Consider the following 18797-nt stretch of genomic DNA (forward strand, 5'->3'; position numbering starts at 1 on the left):
CGCGGTCGGCCGGTCGACCTTAGGGCGTGATTCCTTCCCTATGCGGCCTGCGACGTGGGGCGATCCCGGCATATAAGGCACCTTTGCTGCCTTATCGGTGGTCCGGCGCGGTCGGCCGGTCGACCTTAGGGCGTGTTTCCTTCCCTATGCGGCCGGCGACGTGGGCGGTCGGGCTGCACCCCGGAGCATAAGGCACCTCTGCTGCCTTATCGGTGGTCCAGCGTGGCCGAACCGTCCACCTTAGGGCGTGTTTCCTTCCCTATGCGACCGGCGACGTGGGGCGATCCCGGCATATAAGGCACCTTTGCTGCCTTATCGGCGCCCCGGCCCGCCCTCGGCCATAAAGAGCCGCCCCTGGCCCGCCTCCGCTCACCCGTCCTCGCTCACTCGCCCCTGGCCCGCCTCCGCTCACCCGTCCTCGCTCACTCGCCCCTGGCCCGCCTCCGCTCACCCGTCCTCGCTCACTCGCCCCTGGCCTGCCTCCGTTCACCCGCCCCCGCTCACCCGCCGGGGTGGGTGGGGCTGCCGCTCTCTCCCCGCAAGGACGAGGCGGCCATGCCGGCGAGCGTGGCCGCCAACAGGGCCAAGAAGGCCAGCCGGTACCCGGTGTCAATCAACGCCATATCCTTCGCGGGCAAGGTGCCGGAGGTTCCCGTGTAGACGACATTCTGCAGCCGCAGCGGCAGGATGGATGTGATGATGGTCATCGACACCGCGGTGCTGAGGACCTGCCCCATGTTCTGCAGCATGGAGCGAAGCCCGTTTGCAAAGCCGCGGCGTTCAGGCGGTACGCCAGTCATGATGGACCGGGTGTTCGGTGTCATGAACAGGCCGGATCCGAAGCCGACCAGAAACATCCCACTGTCGTTGAGCGAGGCAGACAGGTGCACACGCAGGCCGCCCATCAACAGGATGAGGCCCACCGCGCTGATGCCAAGACCTGTGGTCGACAGGATGCGGGCGCTGAAGCGGTTGGCGAGCGGGCCCGTCAATGGAGCCGCCACAATCATGCCGACGGTGACAGGCAGCACCGAGATGCCCGCAAAGAACGCGTCGACGTGCAGCAGCGACTGGAGGTAGAGACTGACGAGCAGCACGACCGAGACGCGTGCGAACGAATTGAGAAACGTCGCCACATTCGCCATCGCATAGGCGCGGTTGGCGAACAAAGAGAAGTCGAACATGGGTGTGTGTGTGCGCTGCTCCACCCAGATCAGCAGGGGCACGAGGAGCGCGAACAAGACCAGTCCGCCAAGCACCAGCGGGGCCGTCCAGCCCAGGGAACTGCCTTCCGACAAGGCAATAATGAGTGCGCTCAGCGCAACGAAGGTGACGGCGCCGCCAAGGGTGTCAATGCGCCTGCCGGAGCCTTGCGACGGCAGGTGACGCAGGGTGAACCATCCCCACACCACGCCCACGACGCCAATCGGCACCGTGGACCAGAACACCCACTGCCAGCCGAGGGTCGAGGCAATCACACCTCCGACGACCGGCCCCACCAACTGCGCTACCGAACTGATGAGGACGTTGGCCGCCAGACCAGACGATAACTTGGCCTCGGGAAAGGCGTCTGTGATGAGCGCTGTGTTGTTGGTAATGATGAGGGCGCCGCCTGCCGCCTGCAAGGCGCGAAACAGAATGAACAGCCAAATGTTCTGTGCGAAGCCGACCACGAAGCTCATGACCGTGAACGCGGCCATCCCCAGGAGGTACAGCATTTTTCGCCCGAACGCGTCTGAGAATTGACCGAAGACCAGAATCAGGACCGTGTTGACGACCATGTAGGAGAGCAAAATCCAGTTCGACAGCGCGGCGCCGGTGTGAAAGTGACGGGCGATCGCTGGCAGCGCAACGTTCAGGGCGCCAAGGTTCACCATCACGAGCAAAACACCGAGGCTGGTCACGGAAAGAACCAGCCACGGGTTAACGCGATAGGGTTGTGCGATTGCCGGCGATCGCAACCGCTCGTGGTGCATCAACACCTCAGCGGTTCACAGTGTGCATCGTCTGTTCGGGATAGCGGGCGCCCGCCGCGATTCCTTGTGGTGCGATTTCGTTGATGCGGTCCAGGTCATCGGCTGTCAGCGTCAGCTGGGTCGCGGCCAGGTTTTCGTCCAGGTATTTGCGGCGTTTGGTGCCTGGAATGGGGACGATGTCCTCCCCTTGCGCCAGCAGCCAGGCGAGTGCCAGCTGCGCCGGGGTGCACCCTTTTTCTTGCGCCATCTCGTGGATCCGCTCGACGAGCGCCAGGTTCTTCTGGAAGTTCTCGCCCTGGAAGCGCGGGGAGTTCCGCCGGTAGTCGTCCTCCGGCAAGTCCTCAAACGTCTTGAACTGTCCGGTGAGGAAACCGCGTCCGAGCGGACTGTAGGCGACGAAGCCAATGCCAAGTTCGCGGCAGGTGGGCAAAATCTCGTCCTCCACGTCGCGGCTCCACAGGGAGTACTCGGTCTGAAGCGCGGTGATGGGGTGCGTCTGGTGCGCCCGCCGGATGGTCGCCGGGGCGGCCTCGGACAGGCCCAGGTAGCGGACCTTGCCCGCTTTCACCAAGTCGGCCATGGCGCCGACCGTTTCTTCGATAGGGACGTCGGGATCGACCCGATGCTGGTAATACAGGTCGATATAGTCGACACCGAGGCGCCGGAGGCTGGCGTCGCAGGCGGCTTTGACGTACTCCGGCCGCCCGTTGACGCCGAGAAACTTGCCGTCTTCAGAACGGACATTCCCGAACTTCGTGGCTAGAACGACCTGGTCGCGGCGACCCTTGATGGCGCGGCCCACCAGTTCCTCGTTTTTCCCGACGCCGTACATGTCGGCTGTATCCAAGAAGGTGACACCACGGTCAAGTGCGTGGTGAATCGTCGCGATGGATTCCTCGTCGTCCCGATTGCTGTAGAAATCAGACATGCCCATGCAGCCGAGTCCCAGTTCGGAAACCCGCAGACCCTGTGTTCCCAAGGTTCGTTCTTTCATCATTCGCCCTCCCGTCTCAAGTCTTCGATGGACGTACCACTTTTTATGATGGCACTTTGGCCCTTCGTTCGCAAATTGCGTCCGTGCAAGGGCTTTCCTGCGGCCGCAGGTGGACTACAATGGAAAGGTGTGCACAAGGAGTGTGCGAAGGTTCATCCGATTCGTCAAAACAGGGGCATCAGGAGGGAACATCACATGGCTGACGTGTATGGTCCAAAGGGTCTGATGGAGGTGGTCGCGGGCGGACGCAAACCGCCCAATTGTGACCTGACGCTGCAGATCGATCCGGTCTACGCCGACGGCGGCTTGGCGCGCGGGGTGTGGACGATTGATGAGAAGTTTGTCAACGGCATCGGCGTTTGCATGGGAGGGTATCTGGCCGCCGCCGCCGATACGATGATGGCGTACGCCATCGCGTCGAGCCTCAGCGAGCATCAGACGTTTTCCACGATTGATTTGCACACCACCTTTCACCGGCCGGCCTTCGTGGGTACCGCCGAGATCGAAGCGAAGGTGGAGCGGATGGGCAAGCGAGTCGCGTACCTGGTGGCGGACGTCACGCAGAACGGGAAGAAGGTCGTGAGTGCCGTGTCCTCCGTGATGGTCACGGAGGCGCCGTCGCCCGGGCGCTGACGCCGCGGGGGTCAGTGCAGCAGGACGTGGCTCAGCAAGGGCGCCAGCACGACGGTAATGCACCCGGCGAGAATCATCGACAGGCTGGCGATGGTGCCCGCCTCATGGCTCTCTTCAAAGGCGCGCGCCGTTCCGATGCCGTGCGCCCCCATGCCCATCAGCGTGCCTTGACCAATCGGCGACTGAATCCGCAGCCAGCGGATGAGCTTTGGCCCCACCAAAATCCCGATGATCCCGGTCATCAACACGAACACGGCTGTCAACACGGGGGCCCCGCCGATGGTCTGCGAAATTTCCATCGCGATGGGCGTGGTCACCGACCGCGGGGCGATGCTGGGTACGATGCTGCCGCTGAGGTGAAACCACTTCGCGAGTTCCACCGAGGACAGCATCGCGACCAGCGACCCGGTCACCAGACTCAAGAGGATGGTCTTCGCGTGCCGGCGGAACAGGTGAAAGTTGCGGTAAAACGGAATGGCAAACGCCATGGTGGCCGGCTGCAGCGCGTCGGTGAAGTACTGCGCACCTTTCATGTACGTATGGTACGGGACATGCGTGAGCAGGAGGAGCATTGACACAGCCGCGAAGCTGGTCAGCATCGGCGACAGCAGCACAAACCGCCAACGGCGATAGACGCGCTGGCTGAGCAGGAAGATGAGCACCGTACCAACGGCGCAGACAAGCGCAATCACTTCGTTTCCCCTCCCGCCACATGGCTTGCCGGGAGAGGTGCGGGGGATTTGGATTTACGCTGGCGGTTGGTCAGCCGCTCCGCCACCCACCCGGTCCAGCCCATCACCAGCACAATGCTGATGAGAATGAGTCCAACCAATCGAATGCCGTCGACACGCACGAGGTGTCCGTACTGAATGATGCCGACGGCGGACGGAATGAAGAATAACAGCAAGTTGGCCAGCAGGAAGTCTCCGCCTTTTTCCACCCACGACAGTTTCACGACCTTGAACTTCAGCAGCAAAAACAGCGCAACAAAGCCGAGAATGCTCCCGGGAATGGGGCAGTGCAGCCACTTGGCCACCGCGTCGGCGGCCAGGGAGATGGCCCAAAGGAATGCGACCTGCACAACGATCAGCACCCCGCTCACCACACGATGCCAAGGGCGGGGGGTGTCATTGTGCGCCGGCCGGGCTGGGTGTTTGTCTTCTGTCATGGCGCCTTCATCTCGATTGCCAGGGTGATTTGCATTGTTCATATCCTTAGCGTATGTTCGAGGAAAGAAAGAGTCCAATATATAATTCATAACGAATTAAGTCGCGCGTCGACTGATTGGGTCTAGGACGACGAATCGGTCGCGCGACGATGCAACGGGGGGCGCGATGGTGGAACTTCGGCACCTGGAATACTTTGTGGCCGTGGCGGAGGAGCTGAACTTTGCCAGGGCCGCCGCTCGCCTCAAGATGACACAGCCGCCGCTGAGCCAGCAAATTCTTCAGCTCGAGCGCGAACTCGGCGTGCAATTGTTTCAGCGAACCAAGCGCAAGGTGGAGCTCACCGCGGCGGGGGAGGTGTTCCTCCGGGAGGCGCGGGATGTGCTGGCGCGTGTCGATCACGCCGCAGAGCAGGCCCGCCGCGCCGACCGCGGGGAGATTGGGGAGCTGTCGATTGGCTTCGTCGGGTCGGCCACGTACGACATCCTGCCTGTCGTGGTGCGCGAGTACCGGCGCCGCTACCCGCATGTGCACCTGTCGCTGACGGAGATGGCGACCCCGGTCCAGGTGGAGGCGCTCGCCCGCCGGGACATCGACGTGGGGGTGCTGAGGCCGCCCGTGGCCGGGGCTATCGAGTCGGTGACCATTCACGCCGCACACTGCGTCCTGGCCATCCCAAAAGGGCATCCCCTGGCCCAGGCACCGTCCATTTCCGTGCAGGACACGGCCTGCGTTCCCCACATTCTCATCGCCCGGAAGACTTGGGCCGGCCTGCATGACGAAATCGTCAGCCTGTGCAACCGCAGCGGCTTTACGCCGCACATTGTGCAGGAGGCGTTTGAGTTTCAAACCGTGCTCGGCCTCGTCGCGGCGGGCATCGGGATCGCGTTTGTTCCCCCGTCTGCCCAGAACCTCCACGCCCGCGACGTGGTGTACCGCACGGTCGCGGGGCCGGCCCCGATGGCTGCGATGGCCATCGCCTGGCGCACCACCGATGCCTCCGCCCTGGTGCGCAACTTTGTCGACATCGCCTCGGCATGGGAGCAGCTGTAATCGCGCGTCCCGCGTCAGTCCACCAGCACTTCATCCGCCGACGGCGAGACGTGAGCGGCCTCGAAGCGTGCCAGCGCTGACAAGTCTTCGCGGATGGGCAGGATGAACACGAGGCCGCTGAGTACACTCAGGCTGCCGATGAGCACAAAGATGACGGCCAGCGGCAGGTGCACCATCAGCGCGCCAAAGATGGCCATGCCGAGCGGCATCGCCAGCATCACCAGGGCGCTCAGCGTGGACAGCGCGCGACCCCGGAAGGCGGCGGGGATGGCGCGCAGCAACGCCGCGTTGACGGAGCCGTTGAGGATGCCGATGCACAACCCGGCTGCACAGGTCAGCGCTGTGTCCCACCAAAAGTTCGGCCTGAGCCCGAGGCCCATGGTGCAAAGCCCGGAGCCGCACATGCCGATGAACAGAATGCCGCGCAGCGACAGCGTGCGGCTGACCCGGTTGAGCGACAGGCTTCCGCCGATCATGCCGACGAAGAACCCCGCATTGAGCAGCCCCAGGTGAAACGCGTCCTCCTGCATGGGGCCTTTCACCCATGCCGTCAGCGCAATGTCCAGCGGTGCGAACGCGAAATTGGCCATGACGGCCGACACCATCATGAGGAGCAAAAACCGCGATTGCGTGAACACGTTCAGCCCGTCTCGCCAGTCCTCGAAGAATGCCCTGTTGGACCGCACGGCCCGCTGGCACCGCCCAAGACTTTGGGTTGGTTCCGGGCCGCGCCGGCGAATCAGGAGGACACTCACGACCGACGCGAGGTACGAGACGCCATCGAGTGCGAACAGCAGGGCAGGCCCAAGCGCAGCGAGCAGCGAGCCGCCAGCCACGGTGCCAAACAACTGTGCTGCGGCGTTTCCGGACTGCTGCATGCCGCTTGCACTCGTGATGTCCGACGGCTCCACAAGCGTTGGCATCAGCGCGCCGGCCGCCGGACTGTAGAAGGTGCCGACGGCCTGCAGCACAAGCACAATGATGAGAACGGTCCAAATCGGCTGCCGAGCCATCACGGCGGCGACCAAGAGAGCGCCAAGCCCCGCGCGCACCAGGTCCGATGTCAGCATCGTCGTGGTCTTGCGCCAGCGGTCGACGAACACGCCAGCGGCCAGTCCCAGGAGTGCGGGCAGGGTCTGCGCAATGCCAGCAAGCGCCAAGTCGGCTTTGGACTGCGTGAGTGTATAGATGTACCACGGCAGTGCAATGGCAAACAGATTGTTTCCAGCGGTGGAAATCAGCTGACCGCTGAGCAGCAAGGCGAAATTGCGATTTTTCAGAACGGACAAGGGAACAACCTCCACACGTTGGCTGATTTCATTGTACTGGGGCACAGGGGCGGCGGGCATCCGGCTGCAAACGGGTTTGGGCCTCCGACCAAAGTCTGAGGCCCAGCGAGTCCCAGGGTGGTTGTCTCCGCACAGCCTCCGGTTTACGATGGGACAAAATAAGATGAAAGATTGAGGCGAGAGGATGCGGCGAGGCGCGGGTTTCGGGATTGTACTGATTGCGGTGGGCGTTGTTTATCTGTTGACGCAAGCGGGCGTGATTCACATGGCTTCGAGCTGGTGGTCCGGCAGGGTGCTGTGGCCGCTGGTCCTGGTCGTCCTGGGCGGGTCAGGGCTCAAGGCGTTCAGCCGGGGGCGAATTCCCTGGGGCTCGCTGTATTTGGTGGTGTTAGGATTGCTGCTGGCGGCGAAAGGGACCCATGCGGTGCCGTGGCTGAATCCGGTCAGCGGCTGGACCTTCGTCTGGGGGCTGCTGCTGATTTTCTGCGGCCTGTATTTCCTGACGCCTCGCCGGCTGAGGGGCATCGGTGACCCGTTGGTGGTTGTCATAAACCGCCGCTCGTCGCACGCAGGGGCGGCCGACGCGGGAGCAAACGACGCGGAAGCGTCTGACGCAGGGGCGGCCGAGTTCGGAACCTGGACGGCGCCGAAACGACACAGCGGTCCAACTGGACACAGGGCTCAAGCAAATCGGCGTACGGAGCGCCGTTATGCGGAGTGGCGGCTGATTGGCGATGTATCCATCGGTCATGAGCCGTGGGTGCTGAGTAATGTGGAATTATGGAACGGCGTCGGTGACATTCGCGTCAATTTGGCGACCGCCCTGGTGGAGGATGGAGACTACCACCTGAACGTGGGCGGCTGGGTTGGCGATGTCCGGATTCTCGTCCCAGAAGACCTCGACGTCGCGATCGACGCGGAGATTCGCGTCGGGGACCTGCAGGTCTTCGGTGAAAAGCAGGCGGGTTCCGGACGGCGCGTTCATATGGAAGACCCGGGGTATGCAGCGTCGACGCGCCGCTGCAGGATTGACGTCTCGCTGCAAATCGGCGAAGTGCAGATTGTGAGGGTGTAGGGGATGCGAAGTCCATCTTCTCCAGTTGTCGTGCGCGGCGTGCGCGCCACTTGGATCACGGTCAGCGTCTCCATCGCCTTGCTCGCCTACGTCGCAGGCGTCGGCTTCACACAGTTGTGGTTCGGACACGCAGTCTCAGCCGAAACGGTTGTGCTCGCGGGCGCCGGTGTGTGCGTCGGCGCACTGGGGGTTGGGTACCAGTTCGCACAGCGCATGCGCCGGCGGCTGTACGACATTGAGGAGGCGGCCGCGCTCATTGCGGCCGGCCGGCTGCATCACCGCGTCAGCGGCGTCGGGTCGCGGGACGAGATTGACCGCTTGGCCGTTCAGTTCAATCACATGGGCGAGACGTTGGAACAACAGGTCAATCGCCTGCAGCAGCTTGCCGAAGAAAATCGCCGGCTGGCACAAGACGCAGAGCGTGCCGCGACGATGGAAGAGCGGCAGCGACTCGCACGGGAGCTGCACGACTCCGTCAGTCAGGCGTTGTTCGCCTTGTCGATGATGGCGGAATCGGCGCTGCGGCAGGCGGACAGTGGGTGCGGTCAACTGCGGGGCACATTGACCACCATCGCCGACATGGCCAATCAGGCGCAGCGCGAGATGCGCGCCCTCTTGCTGCACCTGCGGCCGGTCGAACTGGCGGGCCGAACGTTTGTCGAGGCCGCGTCGGCATTTCTCAGAGCGGTTGAGGAGCGGTACGGGCTGCACTGTACGTTTGCCTGCGATACCGCGGAACCGATGCCGCCGCTCATCGAAGAACACCTGTTTCGCATCCTCCAGGAGTCGCTTGCGAACGTCCTGAAACACGCAAACGCGCGGCACGTACGCGTCCAGGTCCTGACGCAGGCGAGCGCGTACGAGCTGTCCGTGACGGATGACGGCGTGGGACTCCCCGCATCCGAGGCGCAGCTGGGGGACACGTTCGGCATCGCGGCGATGCGCGAGCGCGCGGAGTCCTTGGGGGGACGGTTTCGGTTGCTGCGGCGCGATCGTGGGACGACGGTGTCGGTGGTGATACCGAGAACGGGGGCGGGGGACGCGAATGATTAGCGTGCTGATTGTGGACGATCACGAAATTGTCCGCATGGGTCTGCGCAACTACCTGGAGACCGAGGCGGATATCGTCGTCGTGGGTGAAGCGGGGGATGGGCCGGCTGCGGTGGCCGAGGCGATGGCCTTGATGCCCGACGTCATTCTCATGGACCTCATCATGCCGGGCATGAGCGGCGTGGAAGTGACACGCACCCTGCAGGAGCAGGGATGTTCGAGCCGCGTCATCGTGTTGACGAGTGCCGTGGACGATGCACAGGTGGTTGAGGCCCTGCGCGCCGGGGCCCTGTCCTACCTGCTGAAAACGAGTACCGCCGGACAGGTTGCGTCCGCCATCCGCAAGGCGGCGCAAGGGGAGTCCGTGCTCGATGAAAAGGTCCAGCAGAGCCTGGTGGGCCAGCTGCAGACGAAAGTGACCCGCGAACTGTGGCAGGACCTGACCGACCGCGAACTGGACGTGCTGCGCGCCATTGCTTCCGGCAAGAACAATCAGGAAATTGCGGATGCGCTGCAAATCGGTGTCAAGACCGTGAAGACGCACGTCAGCAACATTTTCATCAAGCTCGGTGTGCAGGACCGGACGCAGGCCGCGATCTACGCCATCCGCAACGGTCTGGCCTAGGCTGGGTCGCAGCATGGTCGCCTCTGGGTCACGCTGTGCATCACAGCTTGTCCCCGAATTGGCCCAAGCCGGTCGGCATAACTTCCTTCCGGCCGACAAACAATGTCTGCAGAGGAAGGGGCGTGATGGATGAGTACGTATCTGACAGACGAGCAGCGCCGCGTCATGGAGCGGTCGTTCGAGGCGATTAGTCCGTTTGAATTCAAGAACAAGCTGATTGAACTAGCGAAAGCCCGGCAGCAGAAAAGCGCGCGGGCGATGCTGGACGCGGGGCGGGGCAACCCGAACTGGATCGCGACGACGCCCCGGGCTTCCTTTTTTGCGCTGGGTCAATTTGCGCTGCAGGAGAGCCGCCGGGTCTGGGAAGACGGGCACATCGGCGGCAAGCCGGCTTCAGCGGGCATCGCCGGCCGCTTCAAGGATTGGGCGGACCGTCGCCGCAGCGAGGACGGGGTGGCGCTCCTCGCAAACGTGGTGGACTACGGGATTCAGAAACACCAGTTTGACCCGGATTTGTGGGTGCACGAACTGGTGGACGGCATCATCGGCGACAATTACCCGGAGCCGGATCGCATGTTGAAGTACATCGAGCAAATCGTGCACGACTATGTTGTGCAGGAACTCTGCCAAGGCGAACCGGACACGGGGCCGTTTGACCTGTTTGCGGTCGAAGGCGCGACGGCGGCCATGTGCTACATCTTCGATTCCTTGCAGGAGAACTGCTTGTTGAACCGCGGCGACAAGGTGGCCATCATGGTGCCCATTTTCCCGCCGTATGTCGAGATCGCGGAGTTAGCCCGCTACCAGTTTGACGTCGTCGAAATCAAGGCGTCCGCCGTGGACGCACAGGGGAACCACACGTGGCAGTACCCGGACGAGGAGATTGACAAGCTGCGCGACCCAAGCGTCAAGGCACTGTTTCTGGTCAATCCGAGCAACCCGCCTTCGGTGGCTCTGCGCGCGGAGACGGTGGCTCGCCTGAAACAGATTGTGGCAGAGGACAATCCGAACCTGATGATTATCTCTGACGACGTGTACTGTACGTTCGTCGACGGCTTCCGGTCGCTCTTGGCGGAGCTGCCATTTCACACGGTCGGCGTCTATTCGTTTTCGAAGTACTTTGGGGTGACGGGTTGGCGCTTGGGCGTGGTGGCGCTGCACCGGAAGAATGTGTTTGACCAGCTGCTGCGGGGGCTGCCAAACGACAAGCAGGACATGCTGGCTCACCGCTACAGTTCTCTCACAGAGCACCCGTCGGATTTGTCCTGGATGAGCCGGCTTGTGGCCGACAGCCGCCAGGTTGCACTCAATCACACAGCAGGGTTATCCACACCGCAGCAGGTACAAATGGCGCTGTTCTGCGGGTTTGCCCTGTTGGACAAGGAAAACCAGTACAAACACCAAACACAGGACATCTGTCAGCGGCGAATGGCGCTGCTCTATGAGGGACTGGGTCTGCCGGAACCCCGATTGCAAAAGGATGCGGATTACTACACCGAGTTCGACCTTGCGGAGTGGTCGACAAAACACTACGGGAAGGCCTTCACCGACTACCTGCAAGCGAATTACGAACCTGTGGATGTCCTGTTTCGACTCGCCGAACACGCTGGGATTGTGCTGTTGAACGGCGGCGGATTCCATGGGCCCACGTGGTCCATCCGTGTTTCGCTGGCGAACCTAGACGACGAGGATTACACCGAAATTGGCAAAGCCTTGCACGAGGTACTGGCTGAGTATGTGGCGGAGTGGAAGCAGGGGGCGCGTCCATGACGCACCCCCTGCTCCAGCCTTTCGCCCGCGGTCGCGGTGTAATTCGACCGTCCGGAAGGGATGCCCCGCCGGATGCCCGCTGACCGCTTGTGAAACGTCTGCTTACGCCTGCTGTGCCGCCTGAATGTCGAGGGAAATCTTCACTTGCTCGCTGACCAGGAAGCCGCCCGCTTCGAGCGCGACGTTCCAGTTCAGTCCCCAGTCCTTGCGGTTGATGGTGGTTCCGCCGGTGAAGCCAGCCTTCATGTTGCCCCACGGGTCCTTGTACTGTCCCTCAAAGGTCATGTCGAACGTCACAGGCTTGGTCACGTCGCGAATCGTCAGGTCGCCCGTCACGTCGTACCGGTTGTTGCCCTTTGCGACAATTTTGGTGGCCTTGAAGGTCATGTTCGGATAGTGCTCGACGTCAAAGAAGTCGGCACCGCGCAGGTGCGCGTCGCGGTCCGCATTGCGCGTATCCACGCTCGCCGTGTTGATGGTGAACGAGATTTGCGCGTCGGTCAGGTCGGTCGGGTCGGCCTGGATGTCAGCCGAGAATTCGGTGAACTGGCCCTTCACGGTGGTGACCATCATGTGTTTGGTCGAAAATTCAATGCTGCTGTGCGTCGGGTCGACGATCCATGTCGATTTTGCCATTGCTTTGTCCCTCCGGTTTTTCGAATGTCATCATTTACTTACCTAATCCAATCTACTGATATATGTATAGTAGATGGATTCAGTATCGTATATCCGGGCATGCGTTGTCAATCGCCGAATTGAAAAATTCACAAACGCCGTTCTCACGTGAATTCCTGTTTGAGCTTGCCCAGCCGCAGCATTTGCCGATCACGGCGCGCCGTCAGGGCCACGGTGTCTACACCTTCGTACGAGTAAAACCCTTTGCCGGTTTTCACGCCCAGTTCGCCAGCGCGGAATTTCGCTTGGATGTAGTCGACCGGGATGGTGTTCGCGAGGTGGGGGGCCAGGTACGCGCCCGCCATCGCCCAGGTGTCCAGCCCGCCAAAGTCGGCCGTTTCAATCGGTCCCACCACTGCCCAACGGAACCCCAGCCCCTGTTTGACCGCCGTATCAATGGCTTCCGGACTGGCAATGCCCTGCTGCAGCAGGTTCAGCACTTCCCGAAACAGGGCCGCTTGCAGGCGGTTCGCGATGAAGCCCGGCGCTTCCTTGTTCAATCGGACCGGTGTGCAGTGAATGTCGTTCAATTCACGTTCCACCGCTTCGATGTTCTCCTCCAGGGTCGCGGGGTGCTGCACAATCTCGACGAGCGGAATGAGGTGCGGCGGATTCACGAAGTGTGTCACCATCGTTCGCTCGGGGTGCTGGACGCCGTTCGCGATGTCGCTGATGGGCAGGGAGGAGGTCGTGGTGGTCAGGAGGGTTTGCGCTGGCAGCTGCGCGTCCAGTTCGGCAAACAGGGCCTGCTTCTGGGAAAGCTGCTCCGGGATGGCTTCAATAACCCAGGCTGCGTTTTCAATCCCGGCGGCCAAGTCTGTAGTTGGGTGGATGCGCGTGCGTACATCCTCCGCTTCCTGCTTCGAAATGACCCCTTCCGCTTCGAAGGACGCTGCCGCTTCGCGAATCTGCTGCAGGGCGTTCTCCAGTGTGCTCGTCCTGCGGCTGACGAGGGCAACCTCCCGCCCGTGCACCGCAAACCGAAACGCCAAACCAAACCCCATGGTGCCGCCGCCAATCACGGCAATGCGCTTCATTGTCGACCGTTCCCCCTCTGTCGATGTCCTATCTATGATACTATTCTAAATTGCTGCGCATCGAAAGTGGGGGTGGGTGAGCTGCGTGGTGCACGGCAGGTCGGAAGCAGCGCCGCGCCGACCGTTTTGTCGCTTGGCGACCTGCTCCGACCGCCTGGCGGTTTTTTCAGTCCATCACGTTTGTCCGATGCCGCTCCTTGCGGTCATGCAGCCAGTCGTGGAGTTGGATTTCGTCCCTGGCGCCCACGACATGGCGCCCGTAGGGAGCGACATACGCGCACTGCCAGCCCTGTTCGCGGCCCCAGTCAAGAATCTGCTGCGGACTCAGGTCTCCGTGAACCGGGTGACCGACGCCGTCGGTGGTGACGAGCCAGAAATTGCGCGGCATTTCTCCTTCTCCTGTGATGCGCCATTCCCCGGGGTACTCGTTCAGATAGGGCAAATCGTCGACATCGACCGTAAAGCCGAGTTCGGACAGTGTCGTTTGGTGCCTCTGTTCGGTGCTCACGTCAACGCCACCTCCTCCGTTGAGGGGTAGTATGACGGAGTTGCAGGCGAATCATGCAGACGCAAAGCGGCTTGCGGGGCAAGCGGCCGGAGCGTTCACCGAATGCGGCTGGCACGGTAAAAAAACGAGGCCCATCAGCGGGCCTCGTTTCGCATCGCTCGGCGGTATCGGTACTGCGTCCACTGAAACCGAATGAAACAGCCGATGCAAAAGCCAAGAATCGCGATGAATGCTGCCAGCGCCACCATGGCGGAAAAGATGTATGCCAACCACATCCAGTGCAGTGCATAACCCAACATGCTCAAGACGAGACAACTGACCGCAATGATTTGATTGAACTGCTGCTGGTCGCGATCTTCCTGAGCGTACGCAGCAGGCGCCTTGCGCAGGAACAACTTGGCGAACCGCATCACGGGGTTAAATCCTGTGAACAAACCGAGCAGCCCAGCAACCAGCGGCAAGGCCAGAATCCAATAGAATCCGGTCAGCCAGGTTGCGGCCACGGAAAGGACGATAAACCATTGGTTCGTCCGCACCAGCGGCCGGGGAATCGATGGAGGGACCGACATGTTTATATCCCACCTTTCAGATAAGGATGATAAGAAATGCGTGTAACGTCATGTTACACTTCTTTCACCCGATTGAAAAGGGGGAGCGGCCCTGAATGGTGCGTTGTCGCGCCGCCGACGGCTCAGGGAAGATTCGTCGGATGCCCGGCGTCCGTTCCCGTGTCTTGCGGGACGGATACGTCCAATTGCTGCTCGAGCCGCTTATGCAGCGCCCGGTACCCGAAGTAGCAGGCGACGGCGAGAATGACGGCGGGAACCAGCGCGATGCGCCAGTGGGCAACAACAAAGACGAGCGCTTGTTCAATCAGACTTCCAGCCAGGATGAAACTGCCGGTCCAAACAAAGGATGCCACGAAGATGATGGGCAGAAACACTCGCAATTTGACGCGGTTGATGCCCGCGATATAGGGGACAATATCCCGCACGACCGCGATGTACCGGGACACAACCAGCGTCAAAATCGTGTGGCGTCGAAACATCGCTTCGCTGCGTTTCAGTCGATCCTCCGTTAAAAACACGTATTTCCCATATTTTACGAGGACGGGTCGGCCCAGCCACCGTCCAATCGCATAGGCCAAAATCGATCCCGTAAACGTTCCCAGTCCGGACGCCAATAATAAAGGTAGGAACGAGAAGTGGCCCGCCCCGTTTTTCCATAAGATACCCACGGTGGTCAGCGTGGTTTCACCGGGCACAACAAAGATGACGTATTCCAGTGCCAGCATCACGTAGAGCCCCGGGTAGCCGTAACTCTGTATCCAGTGCATAAAATTCATCGGGATCCTCGCTCGCTTTGTTGGATTTTACTTAGAAGTGACCTACTTCTATTATGACGTGAATCCCGTGATAAAGTTCACTGAATTTCAGCGGCTCGTGACGATCGTCTAAACATATACCTTCATGCGCTCGTCTGCTGCCAGCAGAGCCCCGGGGCCCTGCTGGCGCACATTTCAGGGTGTCAGCCGCCGCCGCATCCACACAAAGCCCGTTGCGCCCGCCGCCGTGAGGACGGTGCCGATCGCGATCCACAACGGTTCCCCTGTCGCCGTATGCGGTAAGATGCCGCCCAGCGCACCGGTACTCGTCAGCGCCTCGCCGGTGCCCTGGCCAGCGTTGCCACCGTTGCCGCCGCTGGTTCCGCCGCCGCTGCTGCCGCCATTTCCTCCGCTGGTTCCTCCGCCGCCACTGTTGCCTCCGCCGGCGCAGTTTTGATTGCCGAGCAGGTTGATGCCTGTCGCAATGCCGCTGCTGCCCGTGGCGCTGCCGCAGGCGGTGAGGATATTCCCGCCGATCCCGCCGATACTTCCGGTTGCGGTTCCTGTCCCGCCGGAGGACAGCACGTTCGGTGCGAGGCCCAACGCGCCGCCCTGGCCCGAAGCCGTACCGCCGGACGAGAGGAGGTTGGTGCTGAGGGCCGCCGCGCCCCCTTGCGACTTCGCCTGGCCGCCCGATGACAGAACATTCACTGCGACGCCTGCTCCGTTGGCGCTTTTCGCGGAGGCTGTCCCACCGCTCGAAAGCAGGTTGGCACCGACCCCAATGAGTCCTCCGCTCGCCGTTGCGGAAGGCGTACTGGGCACCGTCTCGCTGCCATTCGTCCCTGCCTGGGCGCCGCCAATGGACAGGACGTTGCTGCCGAGCAGACTGACGCCAACGCCCACGTCACCGGACGATGCGTTGGACGAGGACGACAGGACATTCACACCGATTCCCACCACTGGGCCCGATCCGGTGGCGTCTGCGTAATCGACCGACGGCGCGACCATCACGACCGTCGTGAGCGCGCCAGCCAGCAGTCCGCCTTTCATCACCTTGTTCACCTGCATGGAATCCACTCCTTACATGTTGCATGTCATCCTATATTTTTCGAAAAGTCAGTTGACTTCTTGAGGGTCGGAACTTGGCTGGAGATTCGGCAACCGGATTGCCCTCTGTGGCTGTATAATGGTGGGTGGGGCATTGAGTGCTCCGAAGGAACCATGGGAGGACGACCATGCACACAACCTATGATGTCGTGATTGTCGGAGCCGGCCCAGCCGGCCTTTATGCAGCTTATGAATTTACCCGCAAGGCGCCCGAAGCGAGCGTCCTGCTGATTGACAAAGGTGTCGAAGCCAAGTACCGCCATTGTCCGATTATGGAGGGCAAGATCGACAAGTGCCCGCCCGCCAACAAAATCAAGGACTATGCAAGCTGCTGGCCGGCTTGCGGCGTGATCAACGGCGCGGGCGGCGCAGGCAGCTTCAGCGACGGCAAGTTTAACATCACATCTGAGTTTGGGGGCTTTCTGACGGATTACTTGCCGCCTTCCAAAGTCCTGGAACTGATTCGCTATGTCGATGAAATCAATCTGGCCCACGGCGCGCCGGATGCCATCACCGACCCGACCACGGAGGCTGTGGCTGCGATTGAACGCCGCGCCATGGGCGCTGGACTCAAGCTGCTCCGCGCGCAGGTGCGGCACATCGGGACCGACCGCAACCTGGAACTGATGAACAGCATCTTTGCCTATCTGGAATCGCGCATCGACATGCGGTTTCGGTCGTTCGTGGAGGATATCCTGGTCGAGGATGGAGCGATTGCCGGCATCAAACTGCGCAGCGGCGAACAGATTGCGACCAAGTACCTGATTGTTGCGCCGGGCCGGGACGGGGCCACTTGGTTGTCCGAGTTGTTTCGCCGGCACAAGGTGAAGATGACCAACAACCAGGTGGACATCGGGGTTCGCGTGGAAACGTCGAATGTCGTGATGCAGGAAATCAACGAACACCTTTACGAAGGGAAGTTCATCTATCAGTCGCCGTCCACGGGACTGCGCGTGCGCACGTTTTGCAGCAACCCGTCCGGCCATGTCGTGGTGGAGAACCACACGGGCATCATGGCGGCCAACGGGCATGCCTATAAAGATCCGGCGCTGGGGACGCAGAACACCAATTTCGCCCTGTTGGTCAGTCATCGCTTCACGGAACCGTTCGATCGGCCGAATGAGTTTGCCCGGCAGATTTGCGCCCATGCCAACGCCCTGTCGAACGGTTCCATCATTGTCCAGAAGTACGGCGATATTTTGAAGGGGCGCCGCAGCACACCGGCCCGCATTCAGGAAGGGTTCATTGAACCGACGCTGAAAGAAGCAGTGCCTGGTGACCTTGGCCTCGTCCTTCCGTACAAGACGATGGTGGCTCTGCAAGAAATGATTGAAGCCCTGAACAAGGTCACACCGGGGATTGCCTCCGAACACACCCTGTTTTACGGGGTGGAAGCGAAGTTCTACGCCTCGCGTGCTGACGTGAACGACCACCTGGAAACCGCCATTCAAGGCTTGTACTGCGCTGGAGACGGGCCAGGCATCTCGCGCGGCATCTCACAGGCGGCCAGCAGCGGGGTGTACGCAGCGCGGAACATCATCGCACGGATGAAGTGAGTGGATGAAGTGACTTGCGGGGCGGGTGGGATATTTCTCCCGCCCCTCGCTGTCACCTCCGTATGCGTGCGTTACTCTTCCATCCCTTGTTGAACTTGTGCGGACTGGAAGTCCGACGAGACATCCCGAAGGTCGTCCTCAACGGTGTCAACGGCGATGCTGTTCTCATCCTGCTGTGCGGCCTGTGCAACAGCGCGCTCTGCCTTGTCCAATGCATTGCGAGCCTGCGTGACCATTTGGTCGGAGGGATGGGACTGCGCCTGCGACACGGCATGGCGCGCTTTCGTCACCGAATCCTGTGCCTCCGATAATGGACTTTGGTCTTGCATGCTGCTGGAACGGTTCGGCATCGAAGTCCCTCCTCGGTTTTACGTGGCGAATGATTCCTTCCGGACACTTCACGGATGGCTCCATGGTTACCGTGCTTCGAAACCGGAGTTTTATGCGCGCGACGCATGGGAGTGAGCATGTGCGGGGGCGGGACGACGGGGCGCGGCTGGGTGGCGGCTCGTAAGGCGCCCTTTCTACCCTAAGCGGCGGGATGTCCGGTGGAAGGCTGGGGGTTAGGGAACCTTTTGTGCCTAAAGTGAAGTCGGGCGCGGCTAGTGGCGGCTCGTAAGGCGCCCTTTCTACCCTAAGCGGCTGGGTGCCCGGTGGAAGGCCGGTGGAAGGCTGGGGGTTAGGGAACCTTTTGTGCCTAAAGTGAAGTCGGGCGCGGCTAGTGGCGGCGCGTAAGGCGCCCTTTCTACCCTAAGCGGCGGGATGCCTGGTGGAAGGCTGGGGGTTAGGGAACCTTTTGTGCCTAAAGTGAAGTCGGGCGCGGCTGGGTGGCGGCTCGTAAGGCGCCCTTTCTACCCTAAGCGGCGGGATGTCCGGTGGAAGGCTGGGGGTTAAGGAACCTTTCGTGCCTAAAGCGAAGCCGGGCGCGGCTGGGTGGCGGCTCGTAAGGCGCCCTT

At 61.6% G+C, this 18797-nt stretch carries 19 protein-coding genes; 7 read left to right on the forward strand and 12 right to left on the reverse strand.

Annotation, left to right across the window (positions count from 1 at the left end; genetic code table 11):
* Positions 1 to 500 precede the first annotated feature (500 nt).
* Together JI721_RS11635 and JI721_RS11640 are read right to left on the reverse strand one after the other, a co-directional pair.
* Complete coding sequence (locus JI721_RS11635; protein WP_274455048.1) at positions 501 to 1904, reverse strand: DHA2 family efflux MFS transporter permease subunit; 1404 nt, start codon at positions 1902 to 1904, stop codon at positions 501 to 503.
* 79 nt (positions 1905 to 1983) lie between these two features.
* On the reverse strand, positions 1984 to 2970 hold the full coding sequence (locus tag JI721_RS11640) for an aldo/keto reductase (protein ID WP_274455049.1): 987 nt from the start codon (positions 2968 to 2970) through the stop codon (positions 1984 to 1986).
* Between the two features lie 195 nt (positions 2971 to 3165).
* On the opposite strand from JI721_RS11640, the gene JI721_RS11645 reads away from it, so the two are divergent.
* The gene (locus JI721_RS11645) at positions 3166 to 3603 is read left to right on the forward strand and encodes a PaaI family thioesterase (protein WP_274455050.1); all 438 of its coding nucleotides are present in this window, start codon (positions 3166 to 3168) and stop codon (positions 3601 to 3603) included.
* 11 nt (positions 3604 to 3614) lie between these two features.
* Here JI721_RS11645 and JI721_RS11650 read toward each other — a convergent pair whose 3' ends face one another.
* Both JI721_RS11650 and JI721_RS11655 read right to left on the reverse strand, forming a co-directional pair.
* Positions 3615 to 4295: an LrgB family protein gene (locus tag JI721_RS11650; protein ID WP_274455051.1), complete on the reverse strand. Its 681-nt coding sequence runs from the start codon at positions 4293 to 4295 to the stop codon at positions 3615 to 3617.
* Positions 4292 to 4771: a CidA/LrgA family protein gene (locus JI721_RS11655; RefSeq protein WP_274455052.1), complete on the reverse strand. Its 480-nt coding sequence runs from the start codon at positions 4769 to 4771 to the stop codon at positions 4292 to 4294. The genes JI721_RS11650 and JI721_RS11655 overlap by 4 nt, the downstream gene beginning before the upstream one ends.
* Before the next feature lie 169 nt (positions 4772 to 4940).
* Here JI721_RS11655 and JI721_RS11660 point away from each other — a divergent pair, with 169 nt between their 5' ends.
* Entirely contained in the window at positions 4941 to 5822 is an 882-nt protein-coding gene (locus JI721_RS11660; RefSeq protein WP_274455053.1) for a LysR substrate-binding domain-containing protein, read from the forward strand.
* A gap of 14 nt (positions 5823 to 5836) precedes the next feature.
* Here JI721_RS11660 and JI721_RS11665 read toward each other — a convergent pair whose 3' ends face one another.
* A complete protein-coding gene (locus JI721_RS11665) occupies positions 5837 to 7111 on the reverse strand; it encodes an MFS transporter (RefSeq protein ID WP_274455054.1) in 1275 nt (424 codons plus the stop codon).
* A gap of 184 nt (positions 7112 to 7295) precedes the next feature.
* Between JI721_RS11665 and liaF the strand changes: the two genes are divergently transcribed.
* From liaF to aspD, 4 genes are all read left to right on the forward strand, one after another.
* Entirely contained in the window at positions 7296 to 8186 is an 891-nt protein-coding gene (liaF, locus tag JI721_RS11670; protein ID WP_274455055.1) for a cell wall-active antibiotics response protein LiaF, read from the forward strand.
* Between the two features lie 3 nt (positions 8187 to 8189).
* Positions 8190 to 9239, forward strand: a complete 1050-nt coding sequence (locus tag JI721_RS11675; protein ID WP_274455056.1) for a sensor histidine kinase — start codon at positions 8190 to 8192, stop codon at positions 9237 to 9239.
* Positions 9232 to 9861, forward strand: coding sequence for a response regulator (locus JI721_RS11680; RefSeq protein WP_274455057.1), 630 nt, complete (start codon positions 9232 to 9234; stop codon positions 9859 to 9861). Before JI721_RS11675 ends, JI721_RS11680 begins: the two co-directional genes overlap by 8 nt.
* A gap of 129 nt (positions 9862 to 9990) precedes the next feature.
* Complete coding sequence (gene aspD / locus JI721_RS11685; protein ID WP_274455058.1) at positions 9991 to 11631, forward strand: aspartate 4-decarboxylase; 1641 nt, start codon at positions 9991 to 9993, stop codon at positions 11629 to 11631.
* 102 nt (positions 11632 to 11733) lie between these two features.
* On the opposite strand, the gene JI721_RS11690 is transcribed toward aspD, so the two are convergent.
* From JI721_RS11690 to JI721_RS11715, 6 genes are all read right to left on the reverse strand, one after another.
* Complete coding sequence (locus JI721_RS11690) at positions 11734 to 12267, reverse strand: YceI family protein (protein ID WP_274455059.1); 534 nt, start codon at positions 12265 to 12267, stop codon at positions 11734 to 11736.
* Between the two features lie 143 nt (positions 12268 to 12410).
* Positions 12411 to 13343 (reverse strand): 3-hydroxyacyl-CoA dehydrogenase family protein, encoded by a 933-nt coding sequence (locus JI721_RS11695; protein ID WP_274455060.1) that lies wholly within the window; start codon positions 13341 to 13343, stop codon positions 12411 to 12413.
* 166 nt (positions 13344 to 13509) lie between these two features.
* Entirely contained in the window at positions 13510 to 13851 is a 342-nt protein-coding gene (locus tag JI721_RS11700; RefSeq protein ID WP_274455061.1) for a hypothetical protein, read from the reverse strand.
* 134 nt (positions 13852 to 13985) lie between these two features.
* A complete protein-coding gene (locus JI721_RS11705; protein ID WP_274455062.1) occupies positions 13986 to 14420 on the reverse strand; it encodes a DUF4395 domain-containing protein in 435 nt (144 codons plus the stop codon).
* Positions 14421 to 14542: 122 nt separating this feature from the next.
* Complete coding sequence (locus tag JI721_RS11710) at positions 14543 to 15196, reverse strand: DedA family protein (protein WP_274455063.1); 654 nt, start codon at positions 15194 to 15196, stop codon at positions 14543 to 14545.
* Between the two features lie 174 nt (positions 15197 to 15370).
* Positions 15371 to 16246 carry a hypothetical protein gene (locus JI721_RS11715; protein ID WP_274455064.1) on the reverse strand — a complete coding sequence of 292 codons (876 nt, stop codon included), beginning with the start codon at positions 16244 to 16246 and terminating at the stop codon, positions 15371 to 15373.
* 167 nt (positions 16247 to 16413) lie between these two features.
* On the opposite strand from JI721_RS11715, the gene JI721_RS11720 reads away from it, so the two are divergent.
* Entirely contained in the window at positions 16414 to 17841 is a 1428-nt protein-coding gene (locus JI721_RS11720; RefSeq protein ID WP_274455065.1) for an NAD(P)/FAD-dependent oxidoreductase, read from the forward strand.
* A 71-nt stretch (positions 17842 to 17912) separates the two neighbouring features.
* On the opposite strand, the gene JI721_RS11725 is transcribed toward JI721_RS11720, so the two are convergent.
* Entirely contained in the window at positions 17913 to 18191 is a 279-nt protein-coding gene (locus JI721_RS11725; RefSeq protein WP_274455066.1) for a hypothetical protein, read from the reverse strand.
* Positions 18192 to 18797: the final 606 nt, after the last annotated feature.

This window comes from Alicyclobacillus cycloheptanicus (genome assembly GCF_028751525.1).
Classification (GTDB): Bacteria; Bacillota; Bacilli; order Alicyclobacillales; family Alicyclobacillaceae; genus Alicyclobacillus_L; species Alicyclobacillus_L cycloheptanicus.